The organism is Labilithrix sp. (assembly GCA_019637155.1).
Lineage (GTDB): Bacteria > Myxococcota_A > Polyangia > Polyangiales > Polyangiaceae > Labilithrix.
Genome location: JAHBWE010000016.1, coordinates 249,356 through 267,318, shown reverse-complemented (window position 1 = coordinate 267,318; position 17,963 = coordinate 249,356). Strand labels below are relative to the sequence as shown.

Below are 17,963 nucleotides of genomic sequence, written 5' to 3'. Positions count from 1 at the left end.
ATGCAAGCCTCGTCGCGACGATTAAGGCTTAAGTCGTGCCAACCAAGCTCCTCGCCATCACTTACAGGCGCGTTTGAGGCCGGCTTTGCAGGCTTCGGACAGGCGCCTTTGCGCTTCCGGTTGGCCGCCGGGGATCTTCTTCGTGGCGGCGGCGTGGGCGAGGAAGGCGCAGGCCATCTTTTCGCCCTTCGCGCACCACTCGTCGAGCGCTCTCGCGGCGCCGGAGGGATCGCGGAAGACGCCGCGGCCTTCGAGGCGCATGCGCGCGTGGTGGATGCAACCGCTCGGGACGTTGGCGGTGCAGGCCTTGCTGTAGTGGTCCGCCGCCGCCTCGTCGAGCTTCGCTTGCGAGTCGCGATAGCGATCCGTCTTCGCCTCTTCGAGGAGGCCGCGCAGCGTCCAGCCGCGGGGCGAGAGGCTGTCGACGCGGCGATGGAATCCCCGATAGAGCGCCGAGATGTAGAGGTCCATGCACGGCTCCCAGTCGCTCTCCGCGCACTTCTTCGCGCACTCGAGCTGGCCGCCCGCCTCGCAGAGGCGCGGGGATTGGTACTCACCGGGCTTCTCGACGTGGGCGAGGGCGATGCACTCGCTCGCTTGGTCCTCCCAGCCCGCCTGCTCGCACGCGTCGTGGAGCGTGGCGACGAGCTTGTCGCGATCGGTGACGAGGGAGGGCTCGCTCAGCGCGTCCTCTGCGAGCCTGACGCACGCGCGCGGCAGCCCCGCCGCGCAGGCGCGCTGATCCAAGGCGTACGCGGCGGCGCGATCGCGTGGACCGCCCAGCCCCGACCAGAGCGAGCTGCTCGCCACGCCGCAGGACAGGCGATCGCCGACCGAGGTCGGCATGCGCTCGCGCGCGTGCTCGACGTCGATCGCGCAGCCCTTCTTGGCGAGCGCGTAGGCCTTCGTCGGGTCGGCCGGCACGTTGCAGCCGCGCTGGAGGAGGAAGGAGGCCGCGCCGCAGCCGACGCCGTCCCCCTTCTCGCAGGCCGGGGTCGCGAGCGCGAGCGCCGTCGCGTGATCGTGAGGCGGAGACGAGAAGAGCGACATGGCGAGCTGGGAGCAGGCCGGGAAGAGCCCGGCGTCGCACTCGCGCTTGAGCGAGCTCCGATCGGCGGTGAGGGCGGCCGGCTCGCTCGCGTGACTCTGCTCGTGCGCGCCGACGTAACACGACACGGTGGAGCCGGCGCGGCAGTCGGCCTCGCACTCGGCGGCGTAGCGCGTACGGCAGGAGCCGTGGAACGTGGGCGCGCCCTTCGACGCCGCCGGCTTCGACGCCTTCGGGCGCGTGACGGCGGGGGGTGCACCCGGGCGACGGACGCCCTGCTTCTCCGCGGCGTCGCAGCCGCCCCACGACGGGGTGAGCTCCTTTCCGTCGCGGCGGATAATCCGGAATTCGACGCGGCGGTTCTTGGCAAATGCCTCTTTGCTTACTCCGGTATCGAGGGGACAGTATTCGCCATATCCCATCGAGCGGAGCCATTTCGCGGAAACGCCGCGCGCGACCAGGGCGTCGACGACCGCCTTGGCGCGCTGGTGCGTGAGGGTCAAATTGGTCTTCGCGTCGCCCTGCTTGTCGGCGTGGCCCGCGACCTCGACGAGCTCGATCTCCGGGTTGTCGAGGATCGCCTGCGCGATCGCGGCGACGAGGGACTTCGAGTCCTCCAGGATCTTCGCCGAGGCGGGGGCGAAGTGGATCTGCTCCGAGATGTCGATGCGGTCGCCCTTGACGACGACCCGCGGCAGGTCCGGCCAGACCGCGCGCTTGCGCGTGTGGTCCGCGTCCGCCGCGCAGCCGTCGAAGGGATGAGGCTCGCGGCCGTCCTCGGCGCTCGCCGGGCACAGGTCGTATTCGTCGTCGATGCCGTCTCCGTCATGGTCGTTGACCGCGAACGCGAGCTTGTCCGCCACGACGCGCGGCGGAAGCGCGGGGCGCCGCGCCGGATCGGTCGTGTCGATGATGCGGTAGCTCGCGTCGCGCGTGCTCGTCGCGTCGACGTCGGTGCACTCGACCTTGCCGCCGCCGCTGGTCGAGTCATCTCCACCGGGATGCTTCGAGCCGGCCCCCTCTTGCGCACCACAAGCCGCGAGGAGGACGACGAACCATGAGACGAACGGCTGCGCGCGCACGAGGCTGCGAAGCGTACCCCAGTCCACCGCGCGTTGGCCCGCCCTGTGCTCCGCGGCCTTCCCACAGGGACGACGGTGTGGGTGAAGATCTGCGCGATGTGCCGAGAGGAGCTCACCCTCCGCGAGTGGTTCGCGCTGCCGTTCGTCGGCTTCCAGCACGACGGATGCGGCGGATGGCTCGAGCTCCGCAACCATCACTGCATGACCACGATCTCGCGCGAGGTGACGTCCGAGTCGTTGCGGCGCGCGCTCGACCGCACGCTGCGATGAGCCTGTCGCGTCGTCGCGACTCGTGGTGTAGCGGCCACGCAGCAACGCCCGCCGCGCTTAAGATCGCGAGACGGGAATTTAGATCCTCGATCCCCTCCTCCCGGCATACCAATAGGGATGAGCATTCGCTTCCTCTCTCTCCTCGCGCTCTCGTTCGCGTCCTCCGCGTGCGTGACGACGAGCGTGAACGACTCTCCAGACGCCTCCTCCAACACGCCGGTGACGCCCGACGGCTCGACGCCCGCGCTCGACGGCGGGACCGAAGCGAGCACGTCGCCGGCGGGGTGGACGTTCAAGAAGCACGGCTGTCCGGGCCCGAACCGCACTGACGCGCTCTTCGAGGACACGGACGGCGCGCTCTGGGTCGGCTGCGGAACGAACGCGGTCGGCTATGGCCTCTACTTCAGCAAGAACGGCGGCGACAGCTGGGAGAAGGCCACCGGCTCGCCGACGCTCGAGCAGTTCCGCGTGAACACGATCGAGCGCGGCACGGACGGCGCGCTCTACATCGGAGGGGTCAACGAGAACGACGGCACCGGCAACCGCGTCCTCAAGCTCGAAGGCGCGGCCGCTCCGTTCACGGTCACGCCGGTCCTCGTCGCGGAGAACGTGGTCGGCAAGTCGTTCACGGTCGGCACGTTCCGCAACCTCCCGAACGGCGCGGCGGTCGCGGAGAGCCTGACGGGCACGGACGCGCTCTTCCGTCCGTCGGCGACGGCCGGCGCGTCGGCGGCGGGCTGGACGGACGTGAGCAACGCGCTCAGCGGCGGCACGCCGGCCGAGCAGCTCCTGGATCTCGTCGTGCACGACGGCAAGCTCTACGGCGCGGGCAGCCGCATCGCCGAGCCGCCGTACGTCTTCGTCCCGACGCCGGGCGCGACGAACCCGTACGAGCTCACGCGCGTCAACCTCCCGCGCGAGGGAGGCGGCGCGTGGACGGGCGAGATGTGGGGCATCGCCGCGAACGCGGACCGCGTCGTGGTCGTCGGCGAGAACCAGAACGCGCACACGGGGCGCATCTACGTGAACACGGGCGACCGCACCTCGGCGGAGGCGTACGTCGAGACGAACCTCTCCAGCATCGTCGGCGCCGCGACGGACTGGACGTGGGCGCGCGGCGTCTGTCAGGTGGGCCAGCGCGTCGTCGTCGTGGGCGAGAAGCAGCCGCTCGGATCGAGCACCGGCCTCGTCGTCCTCTCCGACGACGGCGGCAAGACCTTCACGAACATCACGCCGGCGGAGGTGACGGACACCGTCAGCAAGTGCCAGGCGCGGCCGGACGGCACGATCGTCGTCGCGGGCGCAGGCGGCTTCGTCGGCTTCTACCGCTGACGCGCGTCCGGGGCGTCGGGTCGTTCGTGGTCCAGGTCGATCACCTCCACGAACGGCTCGGGCGCGAGCAGGTAGCCGTCCCCTTCGTGCAACAACGCGCGGCCGAGGCCCGCCTTCCGGAGCGAGGCGATCGCGACGTGGATGCGGTTGGCGCGTGACGCCGCGGTCATCTGCTCGTCGGGCCAGGCCGCGCGCGTGATCGCCTCGACCGAGAGCGCGCCGCCTCCGCGCGCCGCCACGAGCGCGCGGAGGATGCTCTGGAGGACGCGGCCCGCGATCTTCGTCTGCACCCCCGACGCGTCCTCGATGAAGCTCCCGTCCCGCGCCACCTTCCGTACGTCGCGGAGATCGGCCACGCGCCGGTCCTCGAGCTCCCCCGCGCTCGAGGCCCGAGCCTCGTCGCGGTGCCACGCGCGCTCGATCTCGGACTCGATCCCGCGCGCATTTCCGTGGACGCGACCGCGCAAGAGGCGGAGCGCGAGCCGCGGCCCGACGAGGACCGACCTCCCGGCGAGCTCGGCGAGCTTCCGGCGCGCGATGGGGAGGGTGTCCTCCGGCCGGCTGCGCAGCGGCGGCACGTGGATGAAGGAGCCGGAGAGGTGGCTCGCGAGCGACGGCGGGATCGAGGGCTCCACGCCGCCGTCGGCCGGCTCGAACGTCAAGACGACGCGCGGCGCGGGGCGCCCGTGCTCGCGATCGCGGAGCAGCCGGAGGCAGGTCTTGAGCATCGCCGGAGAGGCCTCCGACATATGCGTGAAGACGATCGTGTCCTCTGGTGACGGCAGCGGCTCGGACCATTGTTCGCGCGACCCGTCCACGACGGCGAGCGCGCCCGCCGACGCGGAGGCGGCGTGGAGCTCGGCGGCGAAGAGACGCTTGCCGACGCCGGGCTCTCCGACGAAGGAGACGGGGAGCCCGGTCCTCGCCGCCGCGCGAAGCTCGTCGAGCACGCGCGCGATCGCGAGCGACTCGTGCGCGATCCGGAGATGCGGCGTGGGCACGAACGACAGCGGCGTCCGCGCGAGGATCATCCCGGCGCGGCCGAACGAGACGACGTCGCCGAGCGCGAGCTCTTGCCGGCGGACCTTCGTGCCGTTGACGAAGGTGCCGAAGCGGCTCTCGAGATCGCGCACGACGACGGTGCCGCTCTCGCGCCGGAGCTCCGCGTGCCGCCGCGACAGGCCGCGGTAGTCGCTCCCGAAGCTCGGCGACTCTCTGCCGACGAGCAGCTCGTCCGCGACCAGGAACCGGCGGCCGAGATCGCTTGCTGGAGCGCCGAACGCGACGACCAGCACGTACGCCGCAGCAGACGACTCCGGATCGCTGCTCTCGTCGGTCGTCGTCGAGCCGGTCACGGACGGGCGACCATAGTCGAGCCGAGCCGTCACCGAGATCTTAAGAGGATCTTCGCTTCCCGCGGCCTCCAGAGCGCGCCGGGAGGCCCTCCCTTAAGAGGGGGTTAAATTTGGATCGGCCTTCGGAGGCCGCCTTGACCCCTCGCGCGTCGATGCGGGACAAAGACGCAGGGAGCATTCGAGGGGATGGGATTCGCGGTCCTTGTTCACGACGACGCGAGCGCGGAGCCTTCGGCGAGGGCATCGCGCACGCCGTGGCGATCGCCGTTCGTCGGGCGCGCGGCGGAGCTCACCTACGTCGCGTCGGCGCTGGCGGACGGCGAGCGGATGATCTCGATCCTCGGACCGCCGGGCGTCGGCAAGTCCCGCCTCGCGCGCGAGGCGCTCTCTCGCGCGCGAGACGCGGGACGGCGCGCGATCGAAATCGACGGCTCGTTCGCCGAGGACGCCGCGGAGCTCCGCGACGCGCTGCTCGTGGCGGCGTCGAAGGAAGGCTGCTCGGAGCTGCATGCGTTGGCGCGGCTCGGGCCAGCGGTGGTCCTCGTGGACGGGCTCGACGACGCCGCCGGCTTCGCGGCGGAGGAGCTCGAACGCTGGCTCGCCGCCGCGCCGGAGCTCGCGCTGCTCGCGCCGAGCCGTGTCCGGCTGCGGTGCGCCGGCGAGCTCGTCGTGGATCTCGGCCCCCTCGAACCGGAGCTCTGCGTCGAGGTCTTCGCCGGCAAGGCCCGCCGCGCGATCCCGAGCTTCGCGCTGCGGGAGGAGGAGCGGCGGCTCGTCGCCGAGCTGTCGCGACGCCTCGACGGCCTCCCTCTCGCGGTGGAGCTCGCCGCCGAGAGCGCGCGCTCCTTCGCGCCGGCCGACTTGCTCGAGCGGATGAACGTCGACGTCCTGCTCGATCCACGCGGAGGGACGGCGCGCTCGCCGCTCCGTGACGCGATCCGCTCCTCGTTCGATCGGCTGACGCCGGCGGCGCGCGGCGCGCTGACGGCGCTCGCGACGGGGCCGTCTCCGCTCACGCTCGCGGCGGCGGAGGCGCGGGTCCGCGTCGCGGGGGTCACGGCGCCGGCCTACGTCATCGAGGAGCTCGTCGACGCGTCGCTGATGCGCGTCGAGGCAGGAGAGGAGCCGCGCTACACGCTCCTCGAGAGCATACGGCGATTCGCGCTCACGTACGGCGACGGCGCCGATCGCCCGCGCGAGGTCCAGAGCGCGGAGACCGGCGCCGTGATCGCGAGGAGCGGCCAGTGGTTCGTCTCGCCGAGCGGCGAGCGCGTGAGCTTGGCGGCGTCGCCGAAGCTCGCTGCGGTGCTCGCCGCGCTCGTGCGCGCGCGTCTGGACGGTCGAGACACGCTCGACACGTCCGCCATCGTCGCGGAGGGCTGGCCGGGGGAGCTCATCTTGCCGCGCGCCGCGCGCAACCGGGTCTACGTCGCGGTGAGCTCCCTCCGGCGGATGGGCCTGCAGTCCGCCGTCCACCACACACGCACCGGCTATCGCCTCGACGACGACGTCGTGCTCGCGGAGTAGAAGCCGGGGACCTCGACCGCCATGAAGCGTCGCGGATCGACGACGCCCATCGATCGCAGGACCGCCTCCGCGCGCGCCTGCGCGTCGCCGGACGACACGCCGAGCGCGCCGAGGCCGAGCTCGGCGAGCGCGCCGAAGTACGCGTGGCCGTTCGCCTCCGCGATCTCGCGCGCGGTCCGGAGGTGCCGCGCCGCGCGCGCGCGCCGGCCGGCGAGCGCGGCCGCGCCTCCGCCGAGCAGGTGCGAGCGCACCGCGGCGGCGGGGTTCCGCTCCGAGAGGAGGCGCCGGCGCACGAGCTCGAACGACGCGAGGAGATCGACGCGCCGCGCGCCGCCCGCCTCCCAGAAGCCGACGAGCGCGCGGCCGAACGTGAAGTCGCACGAGATGCGCACCGACTGGATCTGGCGGATGAGGGACAGGAGCAAGGACGCGCGGACGGCGCGGATCCGCTCCCAGCCGCCGCGCCCGTCGCCCTCGTAGAGCGAGGTCTCCACCTCCGCCTCGGTGCGGAGCCAGTGCTGGAAGTGAAAGGCCCCCGGCACCTCGGGCCAGGGCACGCTCTCGAGCAAATGACGCGAAGCCTCCGGCGCGTCGTCCGCCAGCCAGATCACGTGACCGCCGAACTTCGCCGTCGTCCGGAGGTACGAATCGGCGCGGTGCTCCGCCACGCGCGCGAGGCGCTCCGCCTGCGCGCGCAGCTCCGTGAGATCGCCGAGCATGCGGAGACAATGTCCGCGGATGATGCCGACGTTGCCGAGCGAGGGCCCTCCGCCGTCGTCGAGGTCGGAGAAGGCTCGCTCCGCGCGCGCGAGCAGCTCCGAGGCCTCGCGGCTCGGCGCCTCCTGGAAGGACATCGTCCCGAGGACGGCGAGCTCGTAAGCCGCGAGGTCGGGCGGCAGCGGGCCGGGGTAGAGCGCGCGGGCGCGCCGCACGAACGCGCGCCCCTTCGCGCGGCGCCGCTCGTCCATCGAGCCGAGGTACATCGCCGCGTTCAAGAGGACCCACGCGAGGCGGCGGGGATCGCCGAGCTCCTCCGCCGCCGCGAGCGCGCACGTCATGAAGAAGCTGCCGCGCGCGTTGTCGATCATGCCGAGGCCCTCGGCGAGCGCGCAGAGGAGCTCGAGCACGAGCTCGCGATCGAGCGCGCGGTTCGACCGCCAGCGGGGGACGAGCCGCGCGAGCACGAGGCGCGCGAACGTCTCGACCTCGGTCTCCGGCCACGGGACGCCCGACTGCGCGAGCAACTCGCGCAGCACCGCGTGGCCGCGCGCGAGCTCGCCGCTCGCGAGGTAGTGCTTCGCCGCGCGGATGCCGAGCCTCGTCTTCGAAGCGGCGTCCGGCTCGGTGCGCGCGAGCTCCAGCGCGGCGTCCCCTGCGTCGCAGGGGAGCTGCGCGCGCTCGAGCGCCTCGAGCCGCTCCTCGCGCAGCGACTCGTCCGCCCCCAGCTCGAGCGCCACGCGGAGAAGCTCGGCCGCCTGCGCGAAGGCCTTCGCCCGTGCGGCCGCGCGGGCCTCCTGGATCGCGAGCGTCGCCGCCTCCTCCGCGCGACCGGCGCCGCGCAGGTGCTCGATCCGCGCCGGGACCTGCCGCGGATCGTACGGATCGAGCGAGCGCGCGATCGCCTCGTGACGCGCTCGACGCCTCTCGTCCGGCATCGCGTCGACCACGGTCTCCCGGATCAGGTCGTGGAAGGGCGCGAAGCCGCCCTCCCCTCCGCCGCCGCCGCCGCCGATCGCGGGACGGAGGAGGCGCGCGCGGCAGAGCGCCTCGAGCGAGCGCGCGACGTCGGCGTCTTCGTCCGCGACGAGCACCCTCAGGCGCGCCGACGGCAGCGCGGCCTGCGAGACGCAGACGAGCTCGAGCAACGCTCGCTCGTGGGGCGAGAGGCGCGCCGCGCGAAGGGCGACGAGCTCCGGGACGTCGGCGGAGCGGAGGTCACCGCCCGAGCACAGCTCTTCGAGGAAGAGCGCGTGCCCGCGCGCGCGCGACACGAGCGTCTCCGCCGCGGGGCGCTCGGACACGCCGTGCGCCGCCACGAGCGTGAGCGCGTCCGCGTGGAGGAGCGGCCCCACCTCCAGCGTGCGCGACGGGCACGGGAGCACGAGGGTCGCGTAGCCCGGCTCGGCCGGCCGTCGCGAGAGGACGAAGAGCGCCGCGCGCAGGCGCGGGGGATGGAGCATCTCCTCCAGCACGGAGAGGCTGTCGGCGTCGGCCCAGTGGAGATCGTCGAGCCAGATCACGACGACGCGCTCGCCGGCCTCACGGCGAATCGCGGACTTCAACGCGAGCGCGACGTCGCGCCGGGACGCCGCGCGCTCGACGTCGAGCGGAGGAAGCGCGCTCAGCAAGCCGTCGAGCGCGTTGAACGGGACGTGCTCCTTCGGGCTCGCGCGGGACGAGAGGATCAGCGGTCGCGACGGGAGGCCCCCGATCGACGCGAGCGCGTCCTCGACCAGCGCCGACTTGCCGAAGCCCGCGCGCCCGACGACGACGACGACCTCGCTCCGACCTTCCTCCGCGCGACGGTAGGCATCGAGCAACGCGCCGCGCTCCGCCGTACGGCCGACGAACCCGCGCGCCACCGTCTCCGACCTCCCGGCGAGCCCTCCCCGGCGCGCGGGATCGCGATCGAGCCAGCGGTCCACCCGCCGGGCGAGGCGCGGCGAGACGGACGGCGCCACCGACGCGATCGGCGGCGCGGCGCGGCGGACCTTGTCCAGCATCGGCTGCAGGCCCGGCCCCGGGAACGGCGGGGCCCCCGCGATCAGATCGAAGACCATCGCGCCGACGGAGTAGACGTCTTGCTCCGGCGCCGGGCGGCCGCGTCGGAGCAGCTCCGGCGCGGCGTAGAGCGAGGTGCCGGCGAAGCCGTCGCGCGTCTCGTCGTCGCGGCGGACGAGCCCGAAGTCGAGCAGGAAGAGGTGACCGTCCGGCCGGACGAGCACGTTCGACGGCTTGACGTCGCCGTGCACGAAGCCGCGCCGGTGGAGGAACGTGAGCACGTCGGCGAGCTGCTCGAGGCAGCGATCGAGGCGCTCCTCGTCGAGCTGCGCCGCGCCGCGCGCGGCGGCGGAGGGCGGCGCCGGCGGCGGCTCGGCCGTGCTCGTCCAGGTCCCGCGCGTCGCGCTCGCGATCGCGCTCGCCATCGCGCCGCCGCGATCGTCGCGATCGTCGCCGTGGATGTACGCGCGGAGCGAGCTCCCGCGGAGCAGCTCCATCGTGAAGAACCAGGGCTCGTCGAGGCAGAAGAGCTCGTAGAGCAGCGGCAGGTTCGGGTGGGTGAGGTGCGCGAGGTCGCGGAACTCGCGCTTGAAGCGCTCGAGATCGGTCTTCGATCGGCGCTTGAGGACCTTGAGCGCGACCCGCTCGCCGCGCTCGCGATCGAGCGCCTCGTACACGACGCCGAACCCACCCTCGCCGAGCGTGCCGAGGAGCTCGAAGCCGGCGTGGCCGGCCCAACCGGCGAGCGCAAGCTCTTGGGACACGAGACCTACCGCGCACGTGCTCCTTTGTACTATGCAACGAGCTCGGAGGGCTATGGCGGAGCCTCCTGGCCGGTCGTCAGTACGTGAGCGACGCGGGAGGGAGCTTCTTGCCGTCGATGGCCGGCCCGACGACGCCGACGACGTAGTTCTTGAAGTTGGAGCAGTCCAGCACCGGGCCCTTCACCGTGAGCTTCGCCTGCGGCGCGATCGTCTCGTTCTTGTCCATGCCGCTGCCGTAGCCGAAGTTGACGTTGATGGTCGCGGCCTCCGCGAGCTCGGACTTCAGCTGCACCGCGACCTCGGCGCCGCAGGTCGCGACGACCGCCGCTTGCAGGGCCCCCTTCCCGTTCGTAGCCGCGAGCGACTGCGGCGCGAAGTTGAACGACTTCGCCACGAGCTCCTTCGTCACGGTCGCCCCGGTGCTGGGTTGCGCCGTGATCTTCAAGACCGGCTTGTTGCAGTCGACGGAGAACGGGACCTTGTACTGCTGCGCGCCGCCTGCCGGGACCGAGAACGGCACCGACGACGTTCCTCCCGTCGTGAGCGTGCCGCTCCTCGCCACGGTGGCTTTGTTCTCGAGCCCGACGAGCACCTCCCTCGTCGCTCCGCACGCGATCGTCGTCGCCGGCGGAAGCGACGCCTGGACGACGAGAGGCGCGAGCGCGCCCGGGAGCGGCGCAGGGACGTCTTTCTTGGCGCCAGGCAGCTGGACCTGCGCCAGAGCCGTGACGGACGTGAGCGCGGCGACGACGACAATCGGAGCGAAGGGGGAACGACGCATGGACCCTCGATGGTTTGGTATGGGAGCGTGTGACGGCGCGCGGCTCGGGACACTACAAGCCCGCCACCTTAAACGTGGCTTAAGCCTCGCTCGCGAGCGCTTATTCGCTGCGTCGCCGACTCGGTTTAAGGTGACATAAACGCCAATTCTCAAGGACAGTCGATCCCCATTCACGCAACAGTGTCGAGGTGACCATGCTTGGTAGGATCGGGGTTGGGATTGGCGCCGTGTTTCTTCTGCTCGCGCTCCCCGCATGCAAGAACGCAAAGAAGGAGGCCTGCGGCCACCTCCTCATCGAGGTCACCGAGGCGCATTCGCAAGTAGCGAAGGTCCGAAGCGACAAGAGCTCGGACCTCGGAGACATCGGCGACAAGCTGAAGAAGGAAGCGACGTCTCTCCGCGAGGAGAAGATCTCCGACAAGACGCTGTCGTCGCTCAAGGACGACTACGCCGACAACCTCGACTCCATCGGCACGGCCTACAACAAGCTCAGCTCGAAGCGGCTCGACTTCGCTGGTTTCCTCCGCGAAACGGACAAAACGACGAAGGAAGAGAATCGAATTCAGGGCGAGATCGTGGAGTATTGCAAGAAGTGACGGCTCGATCGCCGCGCTGAGGCGCGCGTCGACACGCCGAGCTTCGGCCCCGGGCGATCGGGTGCGAAGATGCGGCCGCTGATGGTGGTCGCTCGTCGCTTGCTTCATCGTGTCACGCCGCGCTGGATGGCGCGCTCGGTCGGGCTCGCGTGGGCGGCGCTGCTCGCGCTCGACCTCGTCGCGCGGGCCGCCTACCTGCGGCCGCGGCTCGTCACGCTGCGCGGCGCGCTCAACTACGCCGCGGCCGCGCTCGCGCTCTGGATCGTCGTGCGCCTCGTCGCGACGACGCGCGGGCGGGTCCGGACTTGCTTGCATATTGCACTCATCACGGTGCCGGTGACGGTGCAGTGGATGGTGTTCCAGTCCTACGGCGCGTTCGTGACGCCGACGGACTTCGCCGCGTTCGGCGAGGCGCCGCGCGTCGTGCTCCAGGCGGCGGGCCAGGCGTCGGACGCGCTCGGGACGCTGGTCGTGCTCGCAGCGTCGGTCGCGACGCTCGGCCTCTACCCGCGCGCGGCGAAGCCGCTCGGGCGCCTCCGCGCCGCCGCGCTCGCGACCGTGCTCGCGGGCGGGCTCGCGCTCGGCTCGACGTACTGGCGCGCCTCGTCGACGCTCGAGCACCCGCAGCCGGCCTTCGCCTGCGCGGTGGTGGGGCTCGCGAAGCGCGCGACCGTGACCGCGCGCGGCGAGGGCCGCGTGGCGGTGCCGCCGGCGGAGCCCCTCGCCGCGGGCGTGCGGCTGCCCAACATCGTGCTCGTCGTCGGCGAGTCGCTCGCGGCGAGCCACCTCACGATCTACGGCTACGACCGCCCCACCTCGCCGCGCCTCCAGGCGCTCCACGACGCGGGAGAGCTCGTCGCGATGAAGGACGCCGTCGTGATGGGGCCGCACACGCGCACGAGCGTGCCGTACATCATGACCGGCCTCGCCGGGCCCGACCCGAGCGGCCGCGTCTTCCGCGCGCCGACCGTGACGGAGTACGCGAAGGCGCGCGGCTACCACACCGCCTTCATCAGCGCGCAGGAGGAGTCGTGGGGCGACCTCGACGCGATGCTGCGCGAGGGCGCCGACGTCTTCAAGACCGGCATCTCGTTCGCGCCGCAGGTCGACGTGCTGAAGGGCTCCGACGACCTCGTCATGCTCGAGAAGGGCGTCCTCCCCACCCTCCACGCGCTCGCGGAGCCGTTCTTCCTCGTCGTCCACATGGACGGATCGCACCTGCCCTACCGCGAGCACTCGCCGCCGTCGCACAAGGTCTTCCCCGAGGACGGCGTCAACTCGATCGGCGCGTACGACAACACGATCCGCGTCACCGACGAGCTCCTCGCGCGCGTGCACGCGGCCCTCCGCGAACGCGATCCGGACGCGTGGATGTTCTTCACGAGCGACCACGGCCAGCCGCTCGGCGAAGGCGGCGCGTTCTACAACCACGGCTACCAATCCAACGTCGTCCGCGATCCGCTCTTCGTCCTCCCGCCCGCGGCGGAGCGGAGCGCGATGCGCGCCGTCGCCGACGCGCAGACCTCCGCCTGCGACGTCGCGCCGACGATCCTGCACCTGATGCACACCGCGCCGGCCGCGAACGCGCCGATGGACTGCGCGGACTGGATCGCGGGGCCGCCGCCGCCGCGCGTGCGCGTCGTGAGCGCGTACACGCCGGCCTACCTCCTCGAGCCGACGATGCTCGTCGTCCTCCCGAACGGACGGCACGAGGTCTACGACCTGTGGCGCGGGACCGTCACCGGCGACGACGGCGTCGCCCGCCCGCTCGCCGAGCACACGCTCCCGCGCGAGGTCGCCGCCCGCCTCCCCTGACGCGCGCGCTCACAAACCGAGGTCGAACGTCGACATCACGCCGAAGTGGTCGGACGGGTAGAAGCCCTTCGCGTCGTGGTTCTTGAAGCACACGACCGACTCGGTCGGCGTCGCGACGCGCCGCCCGGCCGTGCGCGCGAGGACGAAGTCGACGCGCCGCCGCGGCGACTGCGTGAACGCGCCCTCCTCGAGCTGGATGCGCAGCGTGTTGCCGGGCGCGCCGGCGCCGGCGGCGGCGAAGGAGTCGTCGAACGCGGCCGCGACGAAGCGGCGGAGCGGCGGCTCGTCGGCCTCCGAGTTCATGTCGCCGAGGAGGAACGTCGCGTGGCACTCGTCGTGCTTCGCGATGAAGTCGACGGTGCGGAGCGCCTCGCGGTCGCGCATCTCCTCTCCGTCGGCGTCGCGGTGCGCGTCGAAGTGCGTGTTGTAGGCGTCGATCACGCCGTTCGGATGCGCGATGCGCGCGAACAGCGTGACGCGCCCGTCGCCGATGTCGGCGCTCTCCTTCACGAGCATGGGCCAGCGCGTGAGGATGGCGAGCCCCTCACCGGACGCGACGCCACCGGGGCCGCTCTTGTAAGCGGTGAACACCTCGTAGCGCGCGCCGCCCCGCTCGCCGACGAGGCGGTCGAGGACGTTCGCCTGATCGCGCGAGAGCTTCACCTCTTGCATTCCGATGACGTCGGGATCGAGCCGCACGATCTCGTCGGCGACCATCGCGAACCGCCGCTCCCACTGGTCCGCGTCGTGGCGCAGGTTCAGCGTCATCACCTTCACCCGCGCCCGCGCCGTCGCCCCCGCATCCGGACAATGCGGCCGCGGATAGTGGACGATCGGCTCGAGCCGTGGCTCCCGCGAGCACGCCGACGCGACGCCGAGCGCGACCCCGAGCGAAACGGCGACCCCTCTCACCGACGACGCTTCCGCCGGCCCCGCGCGATCGCGGCGAGGTCCTCGAGGTCGAGCGCGTCCGCCTCCTCGAGGGTGTTCGCTGCGCGGAGGATCCGCTCCATCACGAGAGAGATCCTACCACGCGAGCGCGGAGGCTCGGCGTCGCTCAGAGCTTCACGCGGAACGTCGTCATCACGCCGAAGTGGTCGGACGGGTAGAAGCCCTTCGCGTCGTGGTTCTTGAAGCAGACGACGGAGTCGATCGGCTCGATCGTGCGGCCGCCGGCGCCGCGGGCGAGGACGAAGTCGATGCGGTTCTTCGGGTTCTGCTCGAAGGCGCCCTCGGCGAGCTTCACGCTCGAGGTGTTGCCGACCTTCGAGGTCTGGGCGCCGTGCACCTTCTTGAAGGAGTCGACGAAGCCCGCCGCGAAGAAGCGCTTCAGCGCGGCGCTGTCCTCCTTCGCGTTCATGTCGCCGGTGAGGAAGGTCGGGTGGCAGTCGTCGTCGCGATCGGCGAGGTCGATCGTCTGGCGCGCCTGGTCGTCGCGGATCTCCGCGCCCCGCTCGCCGCCGCCGGCCTCGAGGTGCGTGTCGAGCATGTCGATCGGGCCGTTCGGGTGCTGGATGCGGGCGCGGATGCTGACGCGTTTCTCGCCGATGTCCTCGTGCTCCTTCTCCGTGATCTTCCAGCGCGACATGATCGCGATGCCTTCGCCGGTGAAGAAGCCGGCGACCCCCGACTTCCGCTTCGCGTAAAGGTTGTACTTTGCATGACCGCGCTTCGCGATCAGGTCGTTGAGCTTCTCGGCCTGGTTGTCGCGGAGGAAGAACTCCACCTCCTGCGCGCCGATGACGTCCGGATCGAGGCGCACGATCTCGTCGGCGATCAGCTCGAAGCGACGCTGCCACGAGTCGACGTCGTGGCGGAGGTTCACCGTCATGACCTTCAGGTTCGCGGTCTTCGTGCCGGTCGTCCCCGCGCAGCGCCCGTTCGTCACCGCGTCGGAGCTGTCCCCGATGAGGTCGTCGTCCTCGCCGGTCTCCACCGCGCAGCCCGCCATCCCGACCACCGCCGCAAGGACCGCCCCGAGCACCGCCGTCTTCATGCCCTCCGTTACTGCAGCGTGTATGCCGGCGGCGCACATGTGTGTATTCAAAGGATTCCGCTGGTTTGGCGTCGTCCGCTGCGCAACGAGCCGCCCGCGCTGGTGCAGGTCGACCCCCGCTCGCGCAGCCCACCCGCCGCCCGGCCTGCGCAACTCGAGCAGTTGCTGCGCGATCGCGCTTCGCTGACGCGACGATGGTAGGAGGGGGCATGCGAGGAGCTGCATGTCGAAGCGGCGGCGGGGTTTCGTGATCGCGCTCGCCGTGATCGCCGGCGGATACCTCGCGCTCTGCGGCGTCGCGCGGCTCGCGTATCCACGGATGCTCTTCCCTGCGCCGCGGATCGCGGGGACGCCGCGGATCGACGATCCCGACGCGTCGCTCGTCCGCTTCGGCGCGACGGAGGGGATCCACTGGCCCGCGCCCGACGGCGCGCGCACCGTCGTCATGTTCCACGGGAACGGGGAGACGATCTTCCACGGGGTCACGATGGGCACCGAGCTCCGGCGCCGCGGGCTCGGGGTGCTGCTCGTCGAGTACCGCGGCTATGGCACGCTCCACGGCGATCCGCCGAGCGAAGCGATGCTCTACGAGGACGGCGACGCCGCGATCGCGTGGCTCCGCGCGCGGGGCGTGACGAACGAGCGGCTCGTCGTCTTCGGCTGGTCGCTCGGCAGCAGCGTCGCGGCGGAGATGGCCCACCGCGGGCACGGCGCGCGGCTCGTCCTCGTCTCGCCGTTCACGAACATCGCCGCGATGGGGCGACGCTTCGCGCCGTTCCTACCCGTCTCGCTCCTCATGAGCCACGAGCTCGACACGATCAAGAAGGCGCCGAGCATCCAGCAGCCCGCGCTCGTCATCCACGGCGACGCCGACGAGCTGATCCCGTTCGCGATGGGCGAGAAGGTCGCCGCCGCGCTGCCGAACGCGAAGCTCGTTCGCGTGGAGCGCGGCCACCACGCCGACCTCTTCTGGCCCGGGAGCGGCGCCGCGCCGAACGCCGAGGCCTTGTTCGACCTCGTCGCCGGCGCGCCGTAGTCGGTGGCTCAGCGCGCCTTGGCCGAGAGCCGCGCCGCGCGGTCGACGAGGGAGACGAGCTCCGTCCGGTCCTTGCGCGAGGCGGTCGCGTTCGAGGCGATCGCGCCGATCTTGTCGAGGCTCCAGTCGGCCGCGTGCGGCGAGCGGCGCAGCACCTCCGCGAACGCCCCGACCGCGACGGCGAAGCGGTAGCTCTCCGGCGCCTCCTCGAACGACGGGGCGATCGCGCTCGCCGGCATCTTGAAGGTCTCCTCCGACGCCTGATCGCCGCCGCCGTGGAGCGCGTTCTTCGCCGGCTTCCAGCGCATGCGGAGCGTGAGCGGAGGGGCGGCCGCCGCCTTCGCCGGATCGACGAGCTCGACGTCGTAGAGCGCCGTCACCGAGTGACCCGCGCCGACCTCGCCCGCGTCGACCTTGTCGTTGCGGAAGTCCTTGTCCGCGATGTCGCGGTTCTCGTAGCCGATGAGGCGGTAGCGCTTGACGACGTTCGGGTCGTACTCGACCTGGATCTTCACGTCGCGCGCGACGACCTGGAGGAGCCCGTCCACCTGCTCGGTGAAGACCTTGCGCGCCTCGTCCTCCCCGTCGATGTACGTGTAGTTGCCGTCGCCCTTGTCGGCGAGCTGCTCCATCATCGTGTCCTTGTAGTTGCCGGAGCCGAAGCCGACCGTGGACAGGGTGATGCCCTTGTCCTTGTACTGCGCGATGGTCTTGAGGATCTCCTCGTGGCTCGAGCGGCCGATGTTCGCGTCGCCGTCGGAGAGGACCACGATGCGGTTTACGTGCCCCTTCACGAGGGTGCGGCTCGCGAGCGCGTAGGCGGCGTCGATGCCGCTCGACATCGCGGTGCCGCCGCCCGCGCCGAGGGACGCGATCGCGGCGAGGATCTTCTGCTTGTCGTCGACGCCGGTCGGCTCGAGGACGACCTTCGTGTCGCCCGCATAGGTGCAGAGCGCGACCGTGTCGCCGGGCTTCAGCGTCTCGGTGAGGAGCGCGAGGCTCTTCTTCGCGAGCGGCAGCCGATCGGCGGGGCTCATCGAGCCCGACGTGTCGACGAGGTAGACGAGGTGGACCGGCATCCGCTCCTGCGCCGTGACGCGCTTCGCCTGCACGCCGATGCGCACGAGGTGATGCCCCTGCGTGAACGGCGACGGCGACGCCGCGAAGTGCACCTTGAACGGCGCCTTGTCGTTCGCCGACGGCGTCTCGTAGCCGTAGTCGAACGAGTTCAGGTACTCCTCCGCCCGCACCGACGCGTACGGCGGGAGCGTGTTCTCGCGCACGAGCTTCCGGCGCCCGAACGAGTACGAGGCGGTGTCGACGTCGATCGAGAACGTGGAGAGGCGGTCCTTCTTCGCGTCGACGAACGGATTGACGCCGTGGTCCTTGAAGCCCTCCGTGCCCTGCGCCTCCGGCGCCGGCTGCGCGACGGGCGCCTCCTCCGAGGGCGGAGCGCCGGGGTAGGCCATCTGCATGGGCGCGGCGGCGTAGTAGCGATAGCGATCGCCCATCGGCTCCTTCGCCGGGGCGTAGCCGCTTCCGGCGCCACAACCGGTGGCGAGGGCGAGGACGAAGGCGACGGCGAGGGACGAGCGAGGCGACATGCGCTCTCAACGCCGCCCAAAGAGCTGCCTTACAGC

The 17,963-nt window shown here is 71.6% G+C and carries 13 protein-coding genes; 6 read left to right on the top strand and 7 right to left on the bottom strand.

The features are described 5' to 3' along the window. Window positions 1-57: 57 nt before the first annotated feature. The gene (locus KF837_31855) at window positions 58-2,130 is read right to left on the bottom strand and encodes an OmpA family protein (protein ID MBX3231964.1); all 2,073 of its coding nucleotides are present in this window, start codon (window positions 2,128-2,130) and stop codon (window positions 58-60) included. 96 nt (window positions 2,131-2,226) lie between these two features. Here KF837_31855 and KF837_31850 point away from each other — a divergent pair, with 96 nt between their 5' ends. Both KF837_31850 and KF837_31845 read left to right on the top strand, forming a co-directional pair. Continuing rightward, window positions 2,227-2,400 carry a hypothetical protein gene (locus KF837_31850; GenBank protein ID MBX3231963.1) on the top strand — a complete coding sequence of 58 codons (174 nt, stop codon included), beginning with the start codon at window positions 2,227-2,229 and terminating at the stop codon, window positions 2,398-2,400. Between the two features lie 117 nt (window positions 2,401-2,517). Further along, window positions 2,518-3,732 (top strand): hypothetical protein, encoded by a 1,215-nt coding sequence (locus tag KF837_31845; protein MBX3231962.1) that lies wholly within the window; start codon window positions 2,518-2,520, stop codon window positions 3,730-3,732. On the opposite strand, the gene KF837_31840 is transcribed toward KF837_31845, so the two are convergent. Continuing rightward, on the bottom strand, window positions 3,723-5,087 hold the full coding sequence (locus KF837_31840) for an FHA domain-containing protein (protein ID MBX3231961.1): 1,365 nt from the start codon (window positions 5,085-5,087) through the stop codon (window positions 3,723-3,725). The two genes, KF837_31845 and KF837_31840, sit on opposite strands and share 10 nt — an antisense overlap. 186 nt (window positions 5,088-5,273) lie before the next feature. Here KF837_31840 and KF837_31835 point away from each other — a divergent pair, with 186 nt between their 5' ends. After that, window positions 5,274-6,614, top strand: coding sequence for an AAA family ATPase (locus KF837_31835; protein MBX3231960.1), 1,341 nt, complete (start codon window positions 5,274-5,276; stop codon window positions 6,612-6,614). Here KF837_31835 and KF837_31830 read toward each other — a convergent pair. Both KF837_31830 and KF837_31825 read right to left on the bottom strand, forming a co-directional pair. Beyond that, window positions 6,578-10,099 (bottom strand): protein kinase, encoded by a 3,522-nt coding sequence (locus KF837_31830; protein MBX3231959.1) that lies wholly within the window; start codon window positions 10,097-10,099, stop codon window positions 6,578-6,580. The two genes, KF837_31835 and KF837_31830, sit on opposite strands and share 37 nt — an antisense overlap. Before the next feature lie 76 nt (window positions 10,100-10,175). Further along, the gene (locus KF837_31825; GenBank protein MBX3231958.1) at window positions 10,176-10,880 is read right to left on the bottom strand and encodes a hypothetical protein; all 705 of its coding nucleotides are present in this window, start codon (window positions 10,878-10,880) and stop codon (window positions 10,176-10,178) included. 227 nt (window positions 10,881-11,107) lie between these two features. On the opposite strand from KF837_31825, the gene KF837_31820 reads away from it, so the two are divergent. After that, on the top strand, window positions 11,108-11,476 hold the full coding sequence (locus KF837_31820) for a hypothetical protein (GenBank protein ID MBX3231957.1): 369 nt from the start codon (window positions 11,108-11,110) through the stop codon (window positions 11,474-11,476). Window positions 11,477-11,557: 81 nt separating this feature from the next. Further along, window positions 11,558-13,291, top strand: a complete 1,734-nt coding sequence (locus tag KF837_31815) for a phosphoethanolamine transferase (protein ID MBX3231956.1) — start codon at window positions 11,558-11,560, stop codon at window positions 13,289-13,291. Window positions 13,292-13,300: 9 nt separating this feature from the next. Here KF837_31815 and KF837_31810 read toward each other — a convergent pair whose 3' ends face one another. Both KF837_31810 and KF837_31805 read right to left on the bottom strand, forming a co-directional pair. Beyond that, a complete protein-coding gene (locus tag KF837_31810) occupies window positions 13,301-14,203 on the bottom strand; it encodes an endonuclease/exonuclease/phosphatase family protein (protein ID MBX3231955.1) in 903 nt (300 codons plus the stop codon). A 145-nt stretch (window positions 14,204-14,348) separates the two neighbouring features. Further along, window positions 14,349-15,287 carry an endonuclease/exonuclease/phosphatase family protein gene (locus tag KF837_31805; GenBank protein MBX3231954.1) on the bottom strand — a complete coding sequence of 313 codons (939 nt, stop codon included), beginning with the start codon at window positions 15,285-15,287 and terminating at the stop codon, window positions 14,349-14,351. 247 nt (window positions 15,288-15,534) lie between these two features. Between KF837_31805 and KF837_31800 the strand changes: the two genes are divergently transcribed. After that, a complete protein-coding gene (locus KF837_31800; GenBank protein ID MBX3231953.1) occupies window positions 15,535-16,323 on the top strand; it encodes an alpha/beta hydrolase in 789 nt (262 codons plus the stop codon). Between the two features lie 8 nt (window positions 16,324-16,331). On the opposite strand, the gene KF837_31795 is transcribed toward KF837_31800, so the two are convergent. Further along, window positions 16,332-17,927, bottom strand: a complete 1,596-nt coding sequence (locus KF837_31795) for a von Willebrand factor type A domain-containing protein (protein ID MBX3231952.1) — start codon at window positions 17,925-17,927, stop codon at window positions 16,332-16,334. Between the last annotated feature and the right edge of the window lie 36 nt (window positions 17,928-17,963).

What these genes read in the sequence shown, in the direction of transcription:
- KF837_31850 (MBX3231963.1), top strand. Translation starts at nt 2,227, where the DNA reads ATGTGCCGAGAGGAGCTCACCCTCCGCGAGTGGTTCGCGCTGCCGTTC.
- KF837_31845 (MBX3231962.1), top strand. Translation starts at nt 2,518, where the DNA reads ATGAGCATTCGCTTCCTCTCTCTCCTCGCGCTCTCGTTCGCGTCCTCC.
- KF837_31835 (MBX3231960.1), top strand. Translation starts at nt 5,274, where the DNA reads ATGGGATTCGCGGTCCTTGTTCACGACGACGCGAGCGCGGAGCCTTCG.
- KF837_31825 (MBX3231958.1), bottom strand. Translation starts at nt 10,880, where the DNA reads ATGCGTCGTTCCCCCTTCGCTCCGATTGTCGTCGTCGCCGCGCTCACG.
- KF837_31815 (MBX3231956.1), top strand. Translation starts at nt 11,558, where the DNA reads ATGGTGGTCGCTCGTCGCTTGCTTCATCGTGTCACGCCGCGCTGGATG.
- KF837_31805 (MBX3231954.1), bottom strand. Translation starts at nt 15,287, where the DNA reads ATGAAGACGGCGGTGCTCGGGGCGGTCCTTGCGGCGGTGGTCGGGATG.
- KF837_31795 (MBX3231952.1), bottom strand. Translation starts at nt 17,927, where the DNA reads ATGTCGCCTCGCTCGTCCCTCGCCGTCGCCTTCGTCCTCGCCCTCGCC.